The sequence below is a fragment of the Nocardioides sp. CER19 genome, from assembly GCF_029846275.1.
Lineage (GTDB): Bacteria > Actinomycetota > Actinomycetes > Propionibacteriales > Nocardioidaceae > Nocardioides.
This window is the reverse complement of record NZ_JARVWS010000002.1, coordinates 358,462-376,624: the sequence shown is the minus strand read 5'-3', so window position 1 is coordinate 376,624 and position 18,163 is coordinate 358,462. Positions and strand designations below refer to the sequence as shown.

Annotated in this window: 22 protein-coding genes and 3 tRNA genes; 7 read left to right on the top strand and 18 right to left on the bottom strand. The window is 70.2% G+C overall.

The features are described from left to right. Nucleotides 1–271: 271 nt before the first annotated feature. From rplL to QDS12_RS10160, 5 genes are all read right to left on the bottom strand, one after another. The gene (rplL, locus tag QDS12_RS10180) at nt 272–661 is read right to left on the bottom strand and encodes a 50S ribosomal protein L7/L12 (RefSeq protein ID WP_279878877.1); all 390 of its coding nucleotides are present in this window, start codon (nt 659–661) and stop codon (nt 272–274) included. Between the two features lie 78 nt (nt 662–739). Beyond that, the gene (gene rplJ / locus QDS12_RS10175) at nt 740–1,408 is read right to left on the bottom strand and encodes a 50S ribosomal protein L10 (RefSeq protein WP_279878876.1); all 669 of its coding nucleotides are present in this window, start codon (nt 1,406–1,408) and stop codon (nt 740–742) included. Nucleotides 1,409–1,622: 214 nt separating this feature from the next. Continuing rightward, complete coding sequence (locus QDS12_RS10170) at nt 1,623–2,378, bottom strand: amino acid ABC transporter ATP-binding protein (protein ID WP_279878875.1); 756 nt, start codon at nt 2,376–2,378, stop codon at nt 1,623–1,625. Then, nucleotides 2,378–3,172 carry an amino acid ABC transporter permease gene (locus QDS12_RS10165; RefSeq protein WP_279878874.1) on the bottom strand — a complete coding sequence of 265 codons (795 nt, stop codon included), beginning with the start codon at nt 3,170–3,172 and terminating at the stop codon, nt 2,378–2,380. Before QDS12_RS10165 ends, QDS12_RS10170 begins: the two co-directional genes overlap by 1 nt. A gap of 43 nt (nt 3,173–3,215) precedes the next feature. Further along, the gene (locus QDS12_RS10160; RefSeq protein ID WP_279878873.1) at nt 3,216–4,007 is read right to left on the bottom strand and encodes a transporter substrate-binding domain-containing protein; all 792 of its coding nucleotides are present in this window, start codon (nt 4,005–4,007) and stop codon (nt 3,216–3,218) included. Nucleotides 4,008–4,150: 143 nt separating this feature from the next. Between QDS12_RS10160 and QDS12_RS10155 the strand changes: the two genes are divergently transcribed. Further along, nucleotides 4,151–5,140 (top strand): DnaB-like helicase C-terminal domain-containing protein, encoded by a 990-nt coding sequence (locus QDS12_RS10155; protein WP_279878872.1) that lies wholly within the window; start codon nt 4,151–4,153, stop codon nt 5,138–5,140. 108 nt (nt 5,141–5,248) lie between these two features. Continuing rightward, nucleotides 5,249–5,770 (top strand): hypothetical protein, encoded by a 522-nt coding sequence (locus QDS12_RS10150; RefSeq protein ID WP_279878871.1) that lies wholly within the window; start codon nt 5,249–5,251, stop codon nt 5,768–5,770. Between the two features lie 66 nt (nt 5,771–5,836). On the opposite strand, the gene rplA is transcribed toward QDS12_RS10150, so the two are convergent. From rplA to QDS12_RS10125, 5 genes are all read right to left on the bottom strand, one after another. Next, the gene (gene rplA, locus QDS12_RS10145; protein WP_279878870.1) at nt 5,837–6,550 is read right to left on the bottom strand and encodes a 50S ribosomal protein L1; all 714 of its coding nucleotides are present in this window, start codon (nt 6,548–6,550) and stop codon (nt 5,837–5,839) included. Nucleotides 6,551–6,611: 61 nt separating this feature from the next. Then, nucleotides 6,612–7,040, bottom strand: coding sequence for a 50S ribosomal protein L11 (gene rplK, locus QDS12_RS10140; RefSeq protein ID WP_279878869.1), 429 nt, complete (start codon nt 7,038–7,040; stop codon nt 6,612–6,614). A gap of 144 nt (nt 7,041–7,184) precedes the next feature. Next, nucleotides 7,185–7,946, bottom strand: coding sequence for a transcription termination/antitermination protein NusG (nusG, locus tag QDS12_RS10135; protein ID WP_279878868.1), 762 nt, complete (start codon nt 7,944–7,946; stop codon nt 7,185–7,187). Between the two features lie 33 nt (nt 7,947–7,979). After that, nucleotides 7,980–8,225 (bottom strand): preprotein translocase subunit SecE, encoded by a 246-nt coding sequence (secE, locus tag QDS12_RS10130; RefSeq protein WP_279878867.1) that lies wholly within the window; start codon nt 8,223–8,225, stop codon nt 7,980–7,982. A gap of 24 nt (nt 8,226–8,249) precedes the next feature. Next, a tRNA-Trp gene (locus QDS12_RS10125) sits at nt 8,250–8,322 on the bottom strand. Nucleotides 8,323–8,552: 230 nt separating this feature from the next. Between QDS12_RS10125 and QDS12_RS10120 the strand changes: the two genes are divergently transcribed. The 5 genes from QDS12_RS10120 to rlmC are packed head-to-tail and all read left to right on the top strand — an operon-like array spanning nt 8,553 to nt 12,730. Next, nucleotides 8,553–8,696 carry a hypothetical protein gene (locus QDS12_RS10120; RefSeq protein ID WP_279878866.1) on the top strand — a complete coding sequence of 48 codons (144 nt, stop codon included), beginning with the start codon at nt 8,553–8,555 and terminating at the stop codon, nt 8,694–8,696. Nucleotides 8,697–8,749: 53 nt separating this feature from the next. Next, nucleotides 8,750–9,958, top strand: a complete 1,209-nt coding sequence (locus tag QDS12_RS10115) for a pyridoxal phosphate-dependent aminotransferase (protein WP_279878865.1) — start codon at nt 8,750–8,752, stop codon at nt 9,956–9,958. Then, nucleotides 9,959–10,990 (top strand): adenosine deaminase, encoded by a 1,032-nt coding sequence (locus tag QDS12_RS10110; RefSeq protein ID WP_279878864.1) that lies wholly within the window; start codon nt 9,959–9,961, stop codon nt 10,988–10,990. Continuing rightward, nucleotides 10,987–11,616 carry a DUF4190 domain-containing protein gene (locus tag QDS12_RS10105; protein WP_279878863.1) on the top strand — a complete coding sequence of 210 codons (630 nt, stop codon included), beginning with the start codon at nt 10,987–10,989 and terminating at the stop codon, nt 11,614–11,616. The genes QDS12_RS10110 and QDS12_RS10105 overlap by 4 nt, the downstream gene beginning before the upstream one ends. A 7-nt stretch (nt 11,617–11,623) precedes the next feature. Further along, nucleotides 11,624–12,730, top strand: coding sequence for a 23S rRNA (uracil(747)-C(5))-methyltransferase RlmC (gene rlmC / locus QDS12_RS10100; protein ID WP_279878862.1), 1,107 nt, complete (start codon nt 11,624–11,626; stop codon nt 12,728–12,730). 100 nt (nt 12,731–12,830) lie between these two features. On the opposite strand, the gene QDS12_RS10095 is transcribed toward rlmC, so the two are convergent. From QDS12_RS10095 to QDS12_RS10060, 8 genes are all read right to left on the bottom strand, one after another. Continuing rightward, the gene (locus QDS12_RS10095) at nt 12,831–13,862 is read right to left on the bottom strand and encodes a UDP-N-acetylmuramate dehydrogenase (RefSeq protein ID WP_279878861.1); all 1,032 of its coding nucleotides are present in this window, start codon (nt 13,860–13,862) and stop codon (nt 12,831–12,833) included. Continuing rightward, a complete protein-coding gene (locus QDS12_RS10090; RefSeq protein WP_279878860.1) occupies nt 13,855–14,259 on the bottom strand; it encodes a MaoC/PaaZ C-terminal domain-containing protein in 405 nt (134 codons plus the stop codon). The genes QDS12_RS10095 and QDS12_RS10090 overlap by 8 nt, the downstream gene beginning before the upstream one ends. Then, on the bottom strand, nt 14,256–14,645 hold the full coding sequence (locus QDS12_RS10085) for a MaoC family dehydratase N-terminal domain-containing protein (RefSeq protein ID WP_279878859.1): 390 nt from the start codon (nt 14,643–14,645) through the stop codon (nt 14,256–14,258). Before QDS12_RS10085 ends, QDS12_RS10090 begins: the two co-directional genes overlap by 4 nt. Before the next feature lie 83 nt (nt 14,646–14,728). Beyond that, nucleotides 14,729–14,899 carry a 50S ribosomal protein L33 gene (rpmG, locus tag QDS12_RS10080; RefSeq protein ID WP_192680422.1) on the bottom strand — a complete coding sequence of 57 codons (171 nt, stop codon included), beginning with the start codon at nt 14,897–14,899 and terminating at the stop codon, nt 14,729–14,731. Between the two features lie 37 nt (nt 14,900–14,936). After that, nucleotides 14,937–15,013 (bottom strand) — tRNA-Met (locus QDS12_RS10075). Nucleotides 15,014–15,050: 37 nt separating this feature from the next. After that, nucleotides 15,051–15,123, bottom strand: a tRNA-Thr gene (locus tag QDS12_RS10070). A gap of 73 nt (nt 15,124–15,196) precedes the next feature. Further along, a complete protein-coding gene (locus tag QDS12_RS10065) occupies nt 15,197–16,585 on the bottom strand; it encodes an amidase (RefSeq protein WP_279878858.1) in 1,389 nt (462 codons plus the stop codon). 339 nt (nt 16,586–16,924) lie between these two features. After that, the gene (locus QDS12_RS10060; protein WP_279878857.1) at nt 16,925–18,127 is read right to left on the bottom strand and encodes an ROK family protein; all 1,203 of its coding nucleotides are present in this window, start codon (nt 18,125–18,127) and stop codon (nt 16,925–16,927) included. Nucleotides 18,128–18,163: the final 36 nt, after the last annotated feature.

Here is an 18,163-nt window from a genome sequence, read left to right as displayed (position 1 = left end):
CCGACCGCCCTCCACTCGGCAGTAACAACGGCGCCGTACGGCCGGGGTTACGGGCGAGTGAGGCGGCGGTCACTTCCCCCGGGTCGCTCGTACCCGCGGGTAGCCTGCCGAACGGCCGGGTCGCTTGTGACCCACGTCACCCCCGACCGAGCCGGACCGGAAATGGCGAACGGGCGGCCACCCCGGAGGGTGACCGCCCGTTCGGCGGGTGATCAGGCGGCCGACGTACGTCGGGCCGATCGGTGAGACGCGGGATTCACTCCCGCGCTGCTCACTTGAGGGTGACGGTGGCGCCAGCGGCCTCGAGGGCCTCCTTGGCCTTGTCCGCGGCCTCCTTGTTGACCTTCTCGAGGAGGGTCTTCGGGGCGGCCTCGACCAGGTCCTTGGCCTCCTTCAGGCCGAGGTTGGTGAGCGCGCGCACCTCCTTGATGACGTTGATCTTCTTGTCACCAGCGGCCTCGAGGACGACGTCGAACTCGTCCTGGGCAGCGGCCTCCTCGGCGCCCGCGGCGCCGCCGGCGGCCGGAGCAGCGGCAACGGCGACCGGAGCAGCGGCGGTGACGCCGAAGGTGTCCTCGAAGGCCTTCACGAACTCGGAGAGCTCGATGAGGGTGAGCTCCTTGAACGCGTCGAGCAGCTCGTCGGTGGTGAGCTTCGCCATGATTGGCATTCCTTTCAGCTTGGCCGCTTCGTCGGACGACGGCACGGCCGGGTTACAGGTGGTGGTTGTTCCCGGGCCTCAGGCCTCGGTGGTCTCCTCGGCGGCGGCCTCGGGGGCAGCCTCCTCAGCGACCTCGGCCTCGGCAGCGGGAGCCTCGACGTCGGCGGGAGCCTCGGTCGCAGCCTCCTCGGCGGCAGCCGGCGTACCAGCACCACCTGCGAGGATCGTGGGGTCGTTCGCGGCCTTCTCCTGGAGGGCGGCAGCGAGCTGCGCGGCCTTCTGGGGGAGGGCGTTGAAGACGTAGAGCGCCTGCGAGAGCGACGCGGTCATCGCGCCGGCCAGCTTGGCCAGCAGGACCTCGCGCGACTCGAGGTCGGCCAGCTTGGCCACCTCGGCAGCGTCGAGCGTCTTGCCCTCGTAGACCCCGCCCTTGATGACAAGGTTCGGGTTCGCCTTGGCAAAGTCACGCAGACCCTTGGCCGTCTCGACGACGTCGCCCTTGATGAAGGCGATCGCGGTCGGGCCGGTCAGCAGGTCGTCGAAGCCGTCGATGCCGCTGTTCTTGGCGGCGATCTTGGCCAGCGTGTTCTTGACCACGGCGTAGTCGGCGTTCGCACCGAGGGAGCGTCGGAGGTCCTTCAGCTCCTTGACGGTGAGACCGCGGTACTCGGTCAGCACGGCACCGACCGAGGCGCTGAACTCGTCAGCGATCTCGGCGACGGCGGCCTGCTTGTCTGCCCGCGCCATGGGTCTCCTTCTTCCGTGGAACGAGACCACCGCGCTCGGCCGGAAAATCACGAACGCCCTGAGCGCAGGCTCAGGGCGTCGACTCGGCGTCTTGCTCTGTCACCTGCGCTGGCCGTCCGCTTCCGCGGCACCTTCGGTCACCCCTGGCGGAGTCACAACCGGCGGTCTCTGGTTTCAGTCGACAAGTATGCGGGCCGTGCGCCCGAACGCCAAATCAGAGGACCTTGGACAGGAACGCCCTCGTCCGCTCGTGCTTCGGGTCGGCGAGGACCTCGCGCGGGTCGCCCTCCTCGACGATGACGCCGTCGTCCATGAAGACGAGCTTGTCCCCCGCCTCGCGGGCGAAGCCCATCTCGTGGGTGACGACCATCATCGTCATGCCCTCGGTGGCGAGCTCCTTCATGACGGCGAGCACGTCGCCGACGAGCTCGGGGTCCAGCGCCGACGTCGGCTCGTCGAAGAGCATCATGTCGGGGTCCATCGACAGCGCCCGGGCGATGGCGACGCGCTGCTGCTGCCCGCCGGAGAGGTGGGCCGGGTAGGCGTCCTCGCGGTCGGCCAGACCGACCTTGGCGAGGTTGCGCCGGGCCACCTCGACGGCCTCGCTGCGCGACCGTCCCCTGACCTTCTCCTGCGCGATCGTCAGGTTGCGCAGCACCGTCATGTGCGGGAACAGGTTGAACTGCTGGAACACCATGCCGATCCGCGAGCGCAGCGCGTCCACGTCGGCATCCGGGTCGGTGATCTCGTCGCCCTCGACGAAGATCTGACCGCTCGTCGGCGCCTCCAGCATGTTGACGCAGCGCAGCAGCGTCGACTTGCCCGAGCCGCTCGGCCCGATGACGCACACGACCTGGCCGTTGGAGACGTGGAAGTCGATGCCCTTGAGCACCTCGTTGCTGCCGAACGACTTGCGCAGCTCGCGCACGTCGATCGCGGCCCCGGCGCGCTCGTTTGCTGTGGTGGTCATCAGCGGGCCCTCCCGGCCGAGGCCTCCATCCGCCGGACGACGATCGACAACGGCACGGTGATGAGCAGGTAGCACAGGCCGATGACGACCATCGGCGTCAGGTTGGCATAGCTGTTCATGCCCTCACGCCCCCACTTGGTCAGCTCGTACTGGTCGATCGACAGGCCCAGGATGTAGACCAGCGACGAGTCCTTGGTGAGCAGGATCAGCTCGTTGGTCAGCGGCGGCAGGACGATCCGGAGTGCCTGCGGCAGCACGACCGAGCGCATCGCCCGGGTGTGGGACATGCCCAGCGACCGGGCCGCCTCGAGCTGGCCCTTCGGGACGGCCTGGATGCCTGCGCGGATCGTCTCCGCCATGTAGGCGCCACCGACCAGCCCGAGCGCGAGGGTCACCGTCCCGACGTTGCCGCCCGGGATCTCGCGTCCCGGGAACGCCAGCGGGAAGCCGACGCCGAGGAAGAGGAACACCACGAGGGCGGGCAGCCCTCGGAAGAGCTCCACGATCCCGGTGGCGATCCACCGGTAGGGGCCGACGCTGGAGAGCCGCATGAGCGCCAGCACCAGACCGAGCGCGAGTCCGAAGACGAACCCGCACGCGGTGTAGATGATCGTCCACTTGAGCGCGGTGGTGATGACGTCGGGGAACTGCGCCTTGACGATGTCCCAGTCCCAGAACGCGCGGTGCAGCTCGCCCCAGTTGGCGCCGAACGCGATGACCAGGACGATCACCGCCAGGACGGCGTACTGGATGTAGCGGTTGCGCGCGGCGCGCTTGCGCGGACTCAGCGCCATGACCGTACCCCCGCCCGGCCGGCGCCGCTCACCGGATGGCCGCTCACTGCGGCGCGGCCTCGCCGAACCACTTGCTGTAGGCCTGCCCGTAGGCGGCCTTGTCGGCGATCGCCTTGTTGACGGCGGCGAGCAGCTTGTCGTTGCCGTTCTTCTTCACGGAGAAGCCGTACTTCTCGCCGGTCTGGAACTCAGTGGACACCTCGGTGTCCGGGTTCTGCTTGACGAAGTTGTAGAGCAGGCCGTTGTCGTTGACGCCGGCGTCGGCCTTGCCGGTCTTGACCGCCTGCATCGTCAGCACCGAGTCCTCGAAGGAGACGACCTTCGCGCCCTTCGGCGTGTGCTGCTTGACGTAGTCCTCACCGGTGGTGCCCTCCTGGACGGCGATCGTCTTGCCGGCCAGCTGGTCGAGGGACGTGATGTTGGCGCCCTTCTTGACGAGCAGCGCCTGGCTCGCGTCGAAGTAGGGGTCGGTGAAGTCCATGACCTTCTCGCGCTCGGGCTTGATCGTCATGGCACCGGCGGCGACGTCGCACTTGCCGGTGTTGAGCGCCTCGCCCGACACGATGGTGTCCCACGGGGTGTCGACGACCTTGGTCTTCAGCTTCTCCGCGTCAGCCGCGATCTTGAGGACGTCGATGTCGAAGCCGACGACCTGACCGTTCTGCGTCGACTCGAAGGGCGCGTACGGCAGGTGCGTGCAGATCGTCAGCGTGCCGTTCTTGACCACCTTGATCCCGGAGCTGGTCGTCGTAGAGCTGTCGTCCTTGGCGCATCCGGCGACGCCGAGCGCGAGGACGGTCACGGACAGGAGGGCGGTGATGACCCGAGACTTCATGCGTGCACCCTACGGGGAACCGGGACCCGATGGCCCAATCGAGCGGTCCCAGGACCGTCCTGATTGACGTTCCAGCCCCGTCCGGTGTGGCCAAGCTCGGCGAAACGCCGGCCCGCAGACGTGAACGTTGCTCTGATGGCGCTATGGACCCGGAGCTGCACTCCCTCGCCGGCGTGCTCGAGCGCATCGACGAGCGTGCGCGACTCGGCGCGGACACCCCGTTCCTGTGGCCCACGGGCTTCGGGATGCTCGACGACCTCCTGGACGGAGGGCTGCGCGGCGGCAACCTGATCCTGCTCGCCGGCCCCCAGGGCCAGGGCAAGACGACGATGGCGCTGCAGGTCGCGCGCAACGTGGCCAGCGCCGGCCAGGCCGTCCTCTACTTCTGCTACGAGCACGACCCCGAGGTGATGCTCGGGCGGCTGGTCTCGCTCGAGGCCGGGCTCCGCTACGAGTCGCACGCGCCGCACCAGGACCGCTTCCGCCACCTCTTCGAGGACCCGGTCCCGACGCCCGACGGTCTCGTCGGTCGGCTGCAGACGCTGCCGACGGCGACCGAGGCCGTGCAGGCGGTGCTGCGCTACCAGGACCTGTTCCACGTCCACCGCTCGACGGGCAGCACGACGAACATCAAGGTGATCGCCGAGGCGGTCGAGCAGGTCCGTGCCGCGACCGGCCAGTCCCCGCTCGTCGTCGTCGACTACCTGCAGAAGGTGAAGGCCGAGTCGGCGTCCGAGTCGGAGCGCGCCGCCGAGGTGGTCGAGGACCTCAAGGACCTGGCGATCATGCACCAGATCCCCGTCCTGGCGATCAGCGCCTCGGACAAGGCGGGCCTGCAGGCGGGCAAGCGGATGCGCGCCCACCACCTGCGCGGCTCGACGGCCCTCGCCTACGAGTGCGACGTCCTGCTCATCCTCAACAGCAAGTACGACATCGTCTCCCGCCAGCACCTGACCTTCGCGGCCAACGCCGACACGTTCCGGCAGTGGGTCGTGCTCAGCGTGGAGAAGAACCGCAACGGCCGCTCCGGCCTCGAGCTGGAGTTCCGCAAGCACTTCGAGCAGAACCGCTTCGACACCCACGGCGGCCTGGTCCGCGAGCAGCTCGTCGACGAGCGCCTCGTCCTGGAGTAGGCCGCGCCCCTCGCTGGTCGAGGGCTTTCTCGCTGGTCGAGTAGCGAGCGCCAGCGAGCGTATCGAGACCGCTCGACGCCCTCAGTCTGCCGGCGTACGTTTGATTACATGATTACATCCGAGCTCGAAGCCGTCCGGGGCTGGTTCTCCGGACGCCTCCCCGAAGGTCTCTTCGAGGAGCTGGTCGAGGTCGCCGTCGACCGCGAGGAGATCACCGTCATCGGACGGATCCCCGGGCCGGCGGTCACGTCCGAGACGTCGGAGGCCGAGCGGGCCGCCGCCGTCGAGGGCAAGGTGAGTGAGTTCCGCGAGCGGACCCGCGGCGACCGGATGGCGGTCGCCCGTGAGGCCGAGCACCGCTTCGAGCGGAAGGTCTCGTGGGGCGTCCAGTGCGAGGGCAGGCAGTTCCTCTACACCAACGTGGCAGCGCCGGTGATGACCCGTCTGCGGCAGCCGGAGCGGCAGGTGCTCGACCTGCTCATCGACGGCGGGGTCGCCCGCAGCCGCAGCGAGGCGCTCGGCTGGTGCGTCCGGCTGGTGCGCCGCAACAGCGACGAGTGGCTGAGCGACCTGAAGGAGTCGCTCGCACACGTGCAGGAGGTACGCCGGCAGGGCCCCGACGTGGCCTGACGCCCGCAGATGCAGAACCGGCCGCCACCCCGAGGGGTGACGGCCGGTTCTGGTGTCAGCTGAGGCTCAGGCCTCGTCCTCGACCGCGACGTTGCGCGTGCGGTTGGGGTCGACCTGGACGCCCGGGCCCATCGTCGTGGAGACGGTGACCTTCTTGACGTAGCGGCCCTTGGAGCTGGCCGGCTTCAGACGGAGGACCTCCTCCAGCGCCGCGGCGTAGTTCTCCGCGAGCTGGACCTCGGAGAAGGAGGCCTTGCCGATGATGAAGTGGAGGTTCGCGTGACGGTCGACGCGGAACTCGATCTTGCCGCCCTTGATGTCGGACACGGCCTTGGCCACGTCCGGCGTCACGGTGCCGGTCTTCGGGTTCGGCATGAGCGAACGCGGACCGAGGACGCGGCCGAGACGACCGACCTTGCCCATCATGTCCGGGGTCGCGACGACGGCGTCGAAGTCGAGCCAGCCGCCGGCGACCTTCTCGATGAGGTCGTCGGCACCGACGAAGTCGGCGCCGGCCTCACGGGCGGCGTCGGCCTTGTCGGCCTGCGCGAAGACGAGCACGCGGGCGGTCTTGCCGGTGCCGTGCGGCAGGTTGACGGTGCCGCGGACCATCTGGTCGGCCTTGCGCGGGTCGACGCCCAGGCGCATGACGACGTCGACGGTCTCGTCGAACTTCTTCTTGGAGTTGTCCTTCGCGATCTTGATCGCGGCGAGCGGGGCGTAGAGCTCGTTCTTGTCGAACGACTCGGCCGCCGCGCGGTAGGTCTTGCTGCGCTGCATGATGTTCCTCTTTATCTGTCAGGAGATGTGGTTAGCGAGCCAGCGCGGCTCTCCCACGGTTTCAGTCGGTGGTGACGCCCATGGAGCGGGCGGTGCCCTCGACGATCTTCATCGCGGCCTCGATGTCGTTGGCGTTGAGGTCGGGAAGCTTGGTGGTCGCGATCTCGCGCACCTGGTCCTTGGTCAGCTTGCCGACCTTGTCCTTGTGCGGGACCGAGGAGCCCTTGGCGAGACCGGCGGCCTTCTTGATGAGCTCGGCGGCCGGCGGGGTCTTCGTGATGAAGGTGAACGTCCGGTCCTCGTAGATGGTGATCTCGACGGGGATGACGTTGCCGCGCATGGACTCGGTCTGGGCGTTGTAGGCCTTGCAGAAGTCCATGATGTTGACGCCGTGCGGACCGAGCGCGGTACCGACCGGCGGAGCCGGGGTCGCGGAGCCGGCCTGGAGCTGGACCTTGACCAGCGCGGCGATCTTCTTCTTGGGAGGCATTCCTCTATCTCTTTCTTCTCGTGGTCATGACGAGGGCCTGACGGCCTCTGCCACTTGCGGCGTGCGTCTTCCGGCGGACCGGGACCACACACAGCAGAAGCCCAGTGTCACCGCTGGGGTGACACTGGGCCAAATCTGCAGAGCTCAGACCCGCTGGATCTGCGAGAAGCTGAGCTCGACCGGCGTCTCGCGGCCGAAGATCTCGACGAGCGCCTTGACGCGCTGCGACTCGGCGTTGAGCTCGGTGATCGTCGCGTGCAGGGTCGCGAACGGCCCGTCGACGACCATGACCGAGTCGCCCTCGCTGAAGTCGGCGACCTCGATCGGCTTCTTGGCCGGCGTGGTGGGCGAGCCGGCGGTCGGCGTACCGGCGGCGGCGGCCTCGGCCTCCGCTGCGGCGACGACGGCGGGCGCGAGCATGTTCTCGACCTCGGTCATCGACAGCGGCACCGGCTGGTGCTGGTGGCCGACGAAGCCGGTGACGCTCGGGGTGTGGCGCACGGCCGCCCAGGACTCGTCGGTGAGGTCCATCCGGACGAGGACGTAGCCGGGGAGGACGGTGCGCTTGACGAGCTTGCGCTGGCCGTTCTTGATCTCGGCGACCTCTTCGGTCGGTACGACGATCTCGTGGATGTAGTCCTCCATGTTGAGCGCGACCTTGCGCTGCTCCAGGTTGGACTTCACCCGGTTCTCCATGCCGGAGTAGGTGTGCACGACGTACCAGTCGCCGGGCTTGGCCCAGAGCTCGCGGCGGAACGCCTCGAGCGGGTCGTCCTCCTCGGCGGGCTCGGCCGCGACGTCCTCAGCGGGCGTCTCGGCGGCGGTCTCAGGGGTCGCCTCGTCGGCCGTGGTCTCGTCGACCTCGGCGGCTTCGGTGGCTTCCGCCTCGAAGTCCTGCTCAGACACGCTTCGCTCCAAACTCCATGTGATTCAGGCTCGTCAGTTCCGGCCGCCGAAGATCTCGAAGAACGCCTTGCCCAGACCGAGGTCCAGGAGCGAGACGATCGCCATCATGACCAGCACGAAAACGAGAACGACGATGAAGTAGGTGGTGAGCTGCTGCTGCGTGGGCCAGACGACCTTGCGCAGCTCTGCGACCACCTGTCGGTAGAACAGGAAGGGGCCTGTGCGCTTCTCGGACCGGTCCCGCTTCTTGGGGGCCGGAGCCGTGGTGCTCTCGGACATGCCTCTCCTCGTTGTTCCGTCCTGCAGGGCACGAGGGACTTGAACCCCCAACCTTCGGTTTTGGAGACCGATGCTCTGCCAGTTGAGCTAGTGCCCTCCGATGAAGTCCCGCGGTGTCGAGCCCGGTTGGAGGCGCGCACCAGCATGTGGGAATTCCACCAGTCGTGGAGTCTACGGGTCGGCCGTCAGGAGCACCAATCGGGTGCTCGCGGCCGGGACGGAGAGCCGGAGGAGGGAGCCGGCTCTGCGCGCTCGGCCCGGATGCGAGATGTCCTCTGGCACACCTCGGTCACCCGATCCGGACCGAGCTCCCGCTCGGTACCCCGTATGACGGCGATCACGTGGTCCGGCGACCGCGGCGAGTCGACGCCGGCGGCCATGCTCGTCATGGACATCCTCGACAGCCACGGCAACGGGCAGGCACCCGGCCCGGTCGGCGCCATGGGCGACGAGAACGCCGGGCAGGGCTGACCGAGGCGCAAATCGGTCCAGGGTCGGATCGGCGCGGCCGATAGAGTTGGCCCATGACCTCCTCCCCGCGCGAACGACGTGTCTCCCAGCGGATCGGCGCCATCGCCGAGTCGGCGACGCTGAAGGTCGATGCGAAGGCGAAGGCGCTCAAGGCCGAAGGTCGCCCCGTGATCGGGTTCGGTGCCGGCGAGCCCGACTTCCCGACGCCCGGCTACATCGTCGACGCCGCGGTCGACGCGGCCCGTGACCCGAAGAACCACCGCTACACGCCGGCCGGCGGCCTGCCCGAGCTCAAGGCCGCGATCGTCGCGAAGACCAAGCGCGACTCCGGCCTCGAGGTCACCCCGGCTCAGGTGCTGGTGACCAACGGCGGCAAGCAGGCGGTCTACGAGTCGTTCGCCGCCATGCTCGACCCGGGCGACGAGGTGCTGCTCCCGGCGCCGTACTGGACGACGTACCCGGAGTGCATCCAGCTCGCCGGCGGCGTCGCGGTCGAGGTGTTCGCCGACGAGACGCAGGACTACAAGGTCACCGTCGACCAGCTCGAGGCCGCCCGGACCGAGCGCAGCAAGGTGCTGCTGTTCGTCTCGCCGTCGAACCCGACCGGTGCCGTCTACACCTCCGACGAGATCCGGGCGATCGGCGCCTGGGCCGCCGAGCACGGGCTGTGGGTCGTGACCGACGAGATCTACGAACACCTGCTCTACGACGGCGTCGAGACGGGCTCGATCGCGACCCTGTGCCCCGAGATCGCCGACTACACCGTCGTCCTCAACGGCGTCGCGAAGACCTACGCCATGACCGGCTGGCGGGTCGGCTGGATGATCGGGCCGGCCGACATCGTCAAGGCCGCGACCAACCTGCAGTCGCACGCGACCTCCAACGTCGCGAACGTGTCCCAGCGCGCGGCGATCGCGGCGCTCGAGGGCGACCTCTCCGCCGTCGACGAGATGCGTACGGCCTTCGACCGGCGGCGCAAGACGATCGTCTCGATGCTCAACGACATCGACGGCGTCGTCTGCCCGACCCCGCAGGGCGCGTTCTACGCGTTCCCCTCGGTGAAGGGGCTGCTCGGCAAGGAGCACGACGGGCGGGTCATCGACACCTCCGCCGACCTGGCGGAGTACATCCTCGACAAGGCCGAGGTCGCCGTCGTCCCGGGCGAGGCGTTCGGCGCTCCGGGCTACCTGCGGCTCTCCTACGCGCTCGGCGACGACGACCTGGTCGAGGGCATCACCCGCCTCCAGAAGCTCTTCGCCTGAGTGCGCGACCTCCGCGCGCTGCCCAAGGCGCATCTGCACCTGCACTTCACGGGGTCGATGCGCCACTCCACGCTGCTCGAGCTCGCCGAGCGCGACGGCATCCGGCTGCCCGACCAGCTGGTCAGGGACTGGCCGCCGCAGCTGAGCGCCGCCGACGAGAAGGGCTGGTTCCGGTTCCAGCGGCTCTACGACGTCGCCCGTTCGGTGCTCCGGACAGAGGGCGACGTACGCCGGCTCATCCGTGAGGCGGCGGAGGACGACGTGGCCGACGGCGGTCGGTGGCTGGAGATCCAGGTCGACCCGTCCGGCTATGCCGCCCGGTTCGGCGGGATCACCGCGTTCACGGACCTGGTCCTCGACGCCGTCGACGCCACGTCGCGTGAGACCGGGCTCGGGATGGCGGTCATCATCGCCTCGAACCGGACCCGCCACCCGCTCGACGCCCGCACGCTCGCCCGGCTGGCCGGACAGTACGCCGGCCGCGGCGTCGTCGGCTTCGGCCTCTCCAACGACGAGCGACGCGGGTCGACGCCCGACTTCGCGCCGGCGTTCGCGATCGCCGAGCGCGCCGGGCTGATGCTGGTGCCGCACGGCGGCGAGCTGCGCGGGCCCGAGCACATCTCCGTGGTCATGGAGGCGCTCCACCCGCAGCGGCTGGGGCACGGCGTACGGTCCGGCGAGGACCCGGCGCTGCTGGACCGGATCGTCTCGGCGGGCATCGCGCTGGAGGTCTGCCCGACGTCGAACGTCTCGTTGGGCGTCTACTCCTCCCTCACGGAGGTGCCGGTGCCGGCGCTCCTCGCCGCCGGTGCGAGAGTCGCCCTCGGCGCCGACGACCCGCTCCTCTTCGGGTCGCGGCTGCTCGGTCAGTACGCCGCCGTACGCGCCGCCCACGACCTCACCGACGACACGCTGGCCGAGCTCGCCCGGATGTCCGTACGTGCCTCGGCTGCGCCGGACTCGGTCAAGCAGGAGCTGCTGGCCGACGTCGACGCGTGGCTCGCCGCTCCTGGGGCGACAATGTCGGCATGAGCGACGGCAGCAACGAGAACCCGTCCGGCGAGCAGCCGGGTCGGGCCGACGACCCCTTCGGGCAGCCGCCGGGCGCGCAGGGCCCGTATGGCCCGCCGCCGACCGCGCCCTACGCCCAGCCCTACGGCCAGCCCGCCGACCAGCCGTGGAGCCAGGGCACTCCCCCGCCCCCGTACGGCCAGCCGGGCCAGCCGGGCCAGCCGTACGGCCAGCCCGGCCAGCCCTACGGGCAGCAGGGTTATCCGCCGGCGCCGACCTATCAGGGCTACCAGGGCTACCAGGGCTATCCCGCCTACCCGACCTACCGGCGGCCGCCGGACGGCGGTGCCCAGACCGCGATGATCGTCGGGATCGTCGCCCTGGGGCTCGGGCTCCTCGGGTGCGGGATCGGCTTCCTGGGCTCGCCCGTGGCGTGGTACCTCGGCCACCAGGCGAAGCGGCGCATCGACGCGTCCGGCGGGCAGCTCGTCGGGCGCCCCAACGCGCAGGCCGGCTTCGTCCTGGGCATCATCGGCACGGTGCTGCTCGTCCTGCTGATCCTCGCCGTGATCACGGTGATCGTGGTCGTCGGCCTCGCGATCGACTGGGACACCTACGACGGCGGGTCCTCCGGGACCGCGGCCTGACCGTCCCGTGCACTGCTCCTACTACGACGCCCACGTCTGCCGCTCCTGCCGCTGGATCGAGCTGCCGTACGCCGACCAGCTGGCCGCCAAGCAGGCGCGGGTCCTGTCGGCCCTGCCGCCGATGCCGTGGCGCGACCCGGTCGCCAGCCCTGAGGAGGGCTTCCGCAACAAGGCCAAGATGGTCGTCGGCGGCACGGTCGACGAGCCGACCCTCGGCATCCTCGACCCGCGCGGCCGGGGCGTCGACCTGCGGGAGTGCGGGCTGCACGACCCGCGCCTGCGTGCGGCCCTGCCGGTGCTGGCCGAGCTGGTCAGGGCGGCCCGCCTGACGCCGTACTCGGTCCCCGACCGGCGCGGCGAGCTCAAGCACGTGCTCGTCACGGTCGCGCCGAGCGGAGAGCTCATGGTGCGGTTCGTGCTTCGCTCGACGGAGGCGGTCCCGCGCCTGCGCAAGCACCTGCCGGGGCTGCTCGCCTCGCTCCCGGTCGCGGTCGTCTCGGTCAACCTGCAGCCGGCCCACAAGGCGGTGCTGGAGGGACCTGAGGAGATCGCGCTGCACGGCGACACCCTGACGATGCGGGTCAACGACCTCGACCTGCACCTGCGCCCCCAGTCGTTCTTCCAGACCAACACCGCCGTGGCGGCGCGGCTCTACCACGAGGCGACCGGGCTCGTCGCCTCGGTCGGCCCCGCGTCGGTCTGGGACCTCTACTGCGGCGTGGGCGGCTTCGGGCTCCACGTCGCGGCTCCCGGCCGCACCGTCGTCGGGGTCGAGTCCAGCGAGCAGGCCATCGAGTCCGCGACGCTGACGGCCGCCGACCTCGGCCTCGCGGCGACGTTCCTGGCCGGCGACGCGACGGCGTACGCCCTGGCCTCCGCGGAGGTCCCGGAGCTGGTGATCGTCAACCCGCCCCGGCGCGGCATCGGCCGCGACCTGGCGACGTGGCTCGAGGCGTCGTCGGTGCGGCACGTCGTCTACTCCTCGTGCAACGTCGACACCCTCGCCCGGGACCTCACCTCGATGACGTCGCTGCGCCCGGTCTCCGCGCAGCTGCTCGACATGTTCCCGCACACTGACCACCACGAGGTGCTGGTGCTGCTGTCGCGGGGGTGACGGAGTACCCGGTCAACCGGGGAGAACGGAACTCCCGGGGTGTCATGAACCCCCGGAAGTTCCGGAGTTCCCGGTTGACCGGGTACTCCGACAGGGCGAGCTACAGCTCGACGCCCAGCAGCACCGGCTCGTTGACGAGCCGGATCCCGAAGCGTGACTCGACGCCGTCGCGGACCTCCCGGGCGAGGGCGAGCAGGTCCTTGGTCGTCGCGCCGCCGCGGTTGGTGAGCGCGAGGGTGTGCTTGGTCGAGAGGGTCACCGGGCCGTGGCCCGGGTAGCCGCGCGAGAAGCCGGCGTGGTCGATGAGCCAGGCGGCCGAGGTCTTCACGCTGCCGTCGGGCTGGGGGTACGCCGGCGCGCCCTCGGGCACCCGGTCCGGCTCGACGACGGGGTTGGTGAAGAACGAGCCGGCGCTCCACGTGTCCTGGTCGTCGGCGTCGAGGACCATGCCCTTGCCGCGGCGCAGCTCCAGCACCGCCTGCCGGACGTCGGCCGCAGGCGCCCGCTGACCGATCTCGACGCCCAGCGTGCGCGCCAGCTCGCTGTAGCCGACCGGCTCGGACAACGTGCCGACGCGGAGCTGGAAGGTCACGTCGACGACGACGTGGCGGCCGGGGTCGGCCTTGAAGCGGGAGGTGCGGTAGCCGAAGCGGCAGTCGGCGTTCGCGAAGGTACGGAAGCCCTTGAGCAGCCGGTCCCACACCCGCACCTGGGCGATGGTCTGGGAGACGTCCTGGCCGTAGGCGCCGACGTTCTGGATCGGCGTCGCGCCGACCCGACCGGGGATCCCGGCGAGCGCCTCAACACCGGCCCACCCGCGGTCGACGGCGGTCGCGACCAGGTCGTCCCAGCTCTCGCCGGCCGCGACGGTGACCAGGGCGCCACCGCAGGCAGGCCCGGCGTCGTCGAGGTCAGAGCTCACACCGCTCGTGGCGACCTCGACGACGGTGCCGGGGAAGCCGTCGTCGGCGACCACCAGGTTGCTGCCGCCGCCGAGGACCAGCAGGTCCTCGCCTGCCGCGTCGGCGGTCGTGACGGCCTCGGTCAGCTCGTCGACCGTCCGCGCGACGACGTACGACGACGCGGGACCGCCGAGCCGGAGCGTGGTGTGGTCGGCCAGGACCTCAGGCACGGACGACTGCCTTCGGGTTGCCGAGCACCTTCTGACCGTCGCAGGTGACCTCGAGCGCGAGGGTGACCAGCCCGTCGGCGACCGACTTCACCGTGCCGGCGACCGTGACGGTCGTGCCCTCGTCCGTGTCGGGTACGACGACCATGTTGGTGAACTTGCCGCCGAAGTCGACGACCGGCGCGCCGCCGGTCCACGCGGCCACCGCGCGGCCGGCCAGCGCCATGGTGAACATGCCGTGGGCGATCACCCCGGGCAGGCCGACGGCCGTGGCGGTCCGGTCGGACCAGTGGATCGGGTTGAAGTCACCGGAGGCACCGGCGTAGCGGACCAGGTCGGCGCGGGTGACCGCATAGCTCTGCGGCTCGAGGGCGTCGCCGGCGGCCAGGTCGAGCGTCATGCGGCCGCTCCGCGGTGGACCAGGGTGGCGGTGGCCGTGCAGACCAGGTCGCCCGACGCGTCGGTGAACGTGGTGCTCGTGCCGATGATGTCGTTGCCGCCGATCTGCCGCAGGCTCGCGACCGTCAGGGTGGAGGTGAGCTCGTCGCCGTCCGCGAGCGGCCGCTCGTAGGCGAACCGCTGCTCGCCGTGGACGATCAGCGAGAGCTCGAGGCCGAGCTCGTCGAGGAAGGCGTTCATCGAGGCACCGGCCAGGACGATCGGGAAGGTCGGAGGGACGCTGTCGTACTCCCACCCGATCGCGGTCGCGAACTCGCGAACCTTCTCCGCCGACACGAGGTAGGGGCCGACGGGCGGGAACTGCCGGCCGACGATCGAGCTGTCCACGGCGACCACCCTAGAGGGGCGACCAGGAACGACGAGACCCGCCCGGCGTGCGCCGGACGGGTCTCGCGGAAGATCTGCTGAGATCAGCGGGTCTCGCGGTGGACCGTGTGCTTGCGGTCGCGCGGGCAGAACTTCTTCATCTCGAGCCGGTCGGGGTCGTTGCGCCGGTTCTTCTTGGTGATGTAGTTGCGCTCCTTGCACTCGGTGCACGCCAGAGTGATCTTGGGGCGAACGTCGCTGCTCTTGGAGGCCATCAGAAGTCCTTCGTCGAAGAATGGTGGTGCTGTGCTGTGGTAGCGGGGGCGGGGATCGAACCCGCGACCTCACGATTATGAGTCGTGCGCTCTAACCGCCTGAGCTACCCCGCCACATCGGCAAGCATCGCACGTTGCGAGCCTGCCTCAGAGCCCCCTTACGGAATCGAACCGTAGACCTACTCCTTACCATGGAGTCGCTCTGCCGACTGAGCTAAGGGGGCAACGAGCGAGAACATTACAGAGGGAGTCCCCGGTTCGCGAAATCGGCGTCGCTTCCCGCTTCTCCGGCGCCGTTCAGGACCCCAGGGTGGGGAATCCGACCGCTTCCTCGAGCTCGTAGGCGAGCCTCAGGAGCAGCCCCTCCTGACCCAGTCCTGCGCCCAGCATCATGCCCTGCGGAAGCCCGTTCGCGGTGGTCGCCAGCGGCAGCGAGATGGCCGGGTCGCCGCTGATGTTCTGCCACGGGGTGAAGGCCACCCAGTCGCGCAGCCTCGTCATGATCGTGTCGAAGTCCTGCATCGGGTCCAGGTGCCCGATGAGCGGCGTCTCGTGGGCGAGGGTCGGCGTCAGCACCACGTCGTACGTCGCGTGGAAGTCGGTCGAGGTCGAGATCGACCGTCGGAGCCGGCGCAGCACCGCGGGCAGTCGGTGCAGCCGGCGTCCTGTGTGCGTGGCGAGCCCGCGGGTGAGGTTGTCGAGCTTGCGGGTGTCCCAGCTGCGGCCGGCAACGAGGCGGCCGGTGCGCACGATGAGCAGCGCGAGGAAGCCCCAGTAGAGGACGAAGTCGTCGGCGAACGCGGGTGTGACGGGGGCGTCGACCTCCTCGACCTTGTGGCCGAGGGACTCCAACAGCTCGGCGGTACGCCGGGTCAGCGCGTCGACCTCCGGGGATGCCGAGCGGCCAGCGGCCTCGGTGAAGTAGGCGATCCTCAGCCTGTCGGTCAAGGGGTCGGTGACGTCCCCGATCGGGGCGAGGCCGGGCGCCCGGTGTCGACGCTCCGCCTCCCGGAAGAAGGCGGCCGTGTCGCGCACGGACCGGGTCAGGACGCCGTCGACGACGATCCGCAGAGGCATCTGGCGGTTCATCGCATCCAGCGGCAGCCGGCCGCGCGACGGCTTCAGGCCGACCAGGCCGTTCACGGCTGCGGGGATCCGGATCGACCCGCCGCCGTCGTTGCCGTGCGCGAACGGCACCGCGCCGGTCGCCACGAGCGCGGCGGTCCCGGACGAGGAGGCGCCGGCCGAGCGGGTGGTGTCACGCGGGTTGCGGACCGGGCCGATCCGGGGGTGCTCCGCCACTGCCGAGAACCCGAACTCCGAGAGCTGGGTCTTGCCCAGCGCCACGACGCCCATCGACTTGAACAGCCGGGCGATGTCGCCGTCGTGCGCGGCCGGGCGGCCGACGTACGCGTCGCAACCCTGCTGGGTCGGCAGCCCGCCGACGTCGACGTTGTCCTTGATGAGCGTCGGGATGCCGTGGAAGAAGCCGCCCGCGCCCCTCGTTCGCCGGGCACGGTCGTAGTCCCGGACTGCGATCGCGTTGAGCTCGCCGTCCACCTTCTCGATGCGCGCGATGGCGGCCTCGACCAGCTCGTCTGCGCTGACCTCACGGTCGGCCAGGCGGCGGGCGAGCCCGACCGCATCGTCATGTCCCAGTGCGTCGTCGGCGAAGGCGTCCACCATGACAGGTCACCGTAGCGGCCGTCCTCCCTACATGACGGCGCATGCCGGTCGAATCCCGGGTTGCCGCCCCTCGAGATCGGGGTTCTTGCCCGTCGAGATCGGGGTTCCTGCCCCCTCGAGATTGGCGTTCTTGCCCCTCGAGATCGGGGTTCCTGCCCCCTCGAGATTGGCGTTCTTGCCCCTCGAGATTGGGGTTGTCGCCCTCAGGCGCTACCTCGCTGGCTCGATGGACGGGAACCACGATCTCGTCGGGCAACAAGCCGGATGTCGACGGGCAACAAGCCGGATCTCGACGGGCAAGACCCCCAATCTCGACGGGCAAGAACCCGGATGTGGGGGTCAGGCGGGGACGTGCCGGTCGTCGGCGGCGTCGGCGAGGCGCGCGTCGACGGCGGTGGGGGCCAGGACGTGGTCGATCGCGAGCGCCGCACAGCCCACCAGGCCGGCGGAGTCGCCCTGCGCCGAGGGCAGGAACTGCAGGTCGCGGGTGGCCAGCGCGGTGGAGCGGGCGTAGACGGACTCGCGTACGCCGGCGGCGTACACCTCGAACGCCTGGCCCATGTCGCCGCCGATCACGACGGCCTCGGGGTTGAGCAGGTTGATGGCCACGGCGAGCACCTCGCCGAGCCGGCGCCCCGACTCGCGCAGCAGCTTGCGGGCGACGGCGTCGCCGGCGAGGGCGAAGGCGACGAGGTCGCGGATGTGGCCGGCCTGGCGACCGGAGTCGTTGAACGTGTTCACCAGCGCCCAGCCGCCGGCGATGGTCTCGAGGCAGCCGCTGCCGCCACAGCGGCAGGGCAGGTCGTTGGCCTCGGTACGGGTGTGCCCGATCTCGCCGGCCGCGCCGAGGTGGCCGGTCAGCACCCGGCCGTCGGCGACGACGCCGAGGCCGAGGCCGGTGGAGGCCTTGACCACGAGCAGGTCGCGGTGCGGGCTGCCGCCGAACATCTCGGCGCGCGCGAGTACGTCGGCGTCGTTGGCGAGGAAGACGGGGGCGTCGGTGATCTCCCGGAAGTACGGCGCCAGCTCGACGCCGTCCCAGCGGCCCATGACCGGGGAGTCGACGCTGACCAGGCGCACCGGGTCGACGACTCCGGGCAGGCTCACGCCCACGCCGATGATCGGCGGCGTCGGCAGCCCCTCGAGCATGGCGTGCAGCCGGTCGATCATCTGGGGCATCAGGGTGGGCGCTCCGGCGCCGACCTCGTGGTCGCTGGTGTCGCCGGCGAGCTCACGGCCCTCGAGGTCGAAGACGGCGAGCTGGCTGCGCGAACGGCCGATGGCGACGGCGAGCACCACGCCCGCGTCGGCGTTGAACTGCAGCGTTCCGGGCGGGCGCCCGCCGGTGGACACCGACTCATCGCCGTGCACGACGAAGCCGGCGTCGGCGAGCGCCGCGACGCGGGCGGCGACGGCGGTGCGGGAGAGGCCGGTGAGCCGTTGCAGGTCGCTGCGGGTGACGGCTCGGCCGCTGCGGACCAGGTCGAGGAGGTCGCCGGCGGTGGGGAGCGTGGAGCCGGACGGGGCGGCGAGCTCGGACATGACAGAGGATGCTAAGGCAGAACTTTTGCCGCGCCA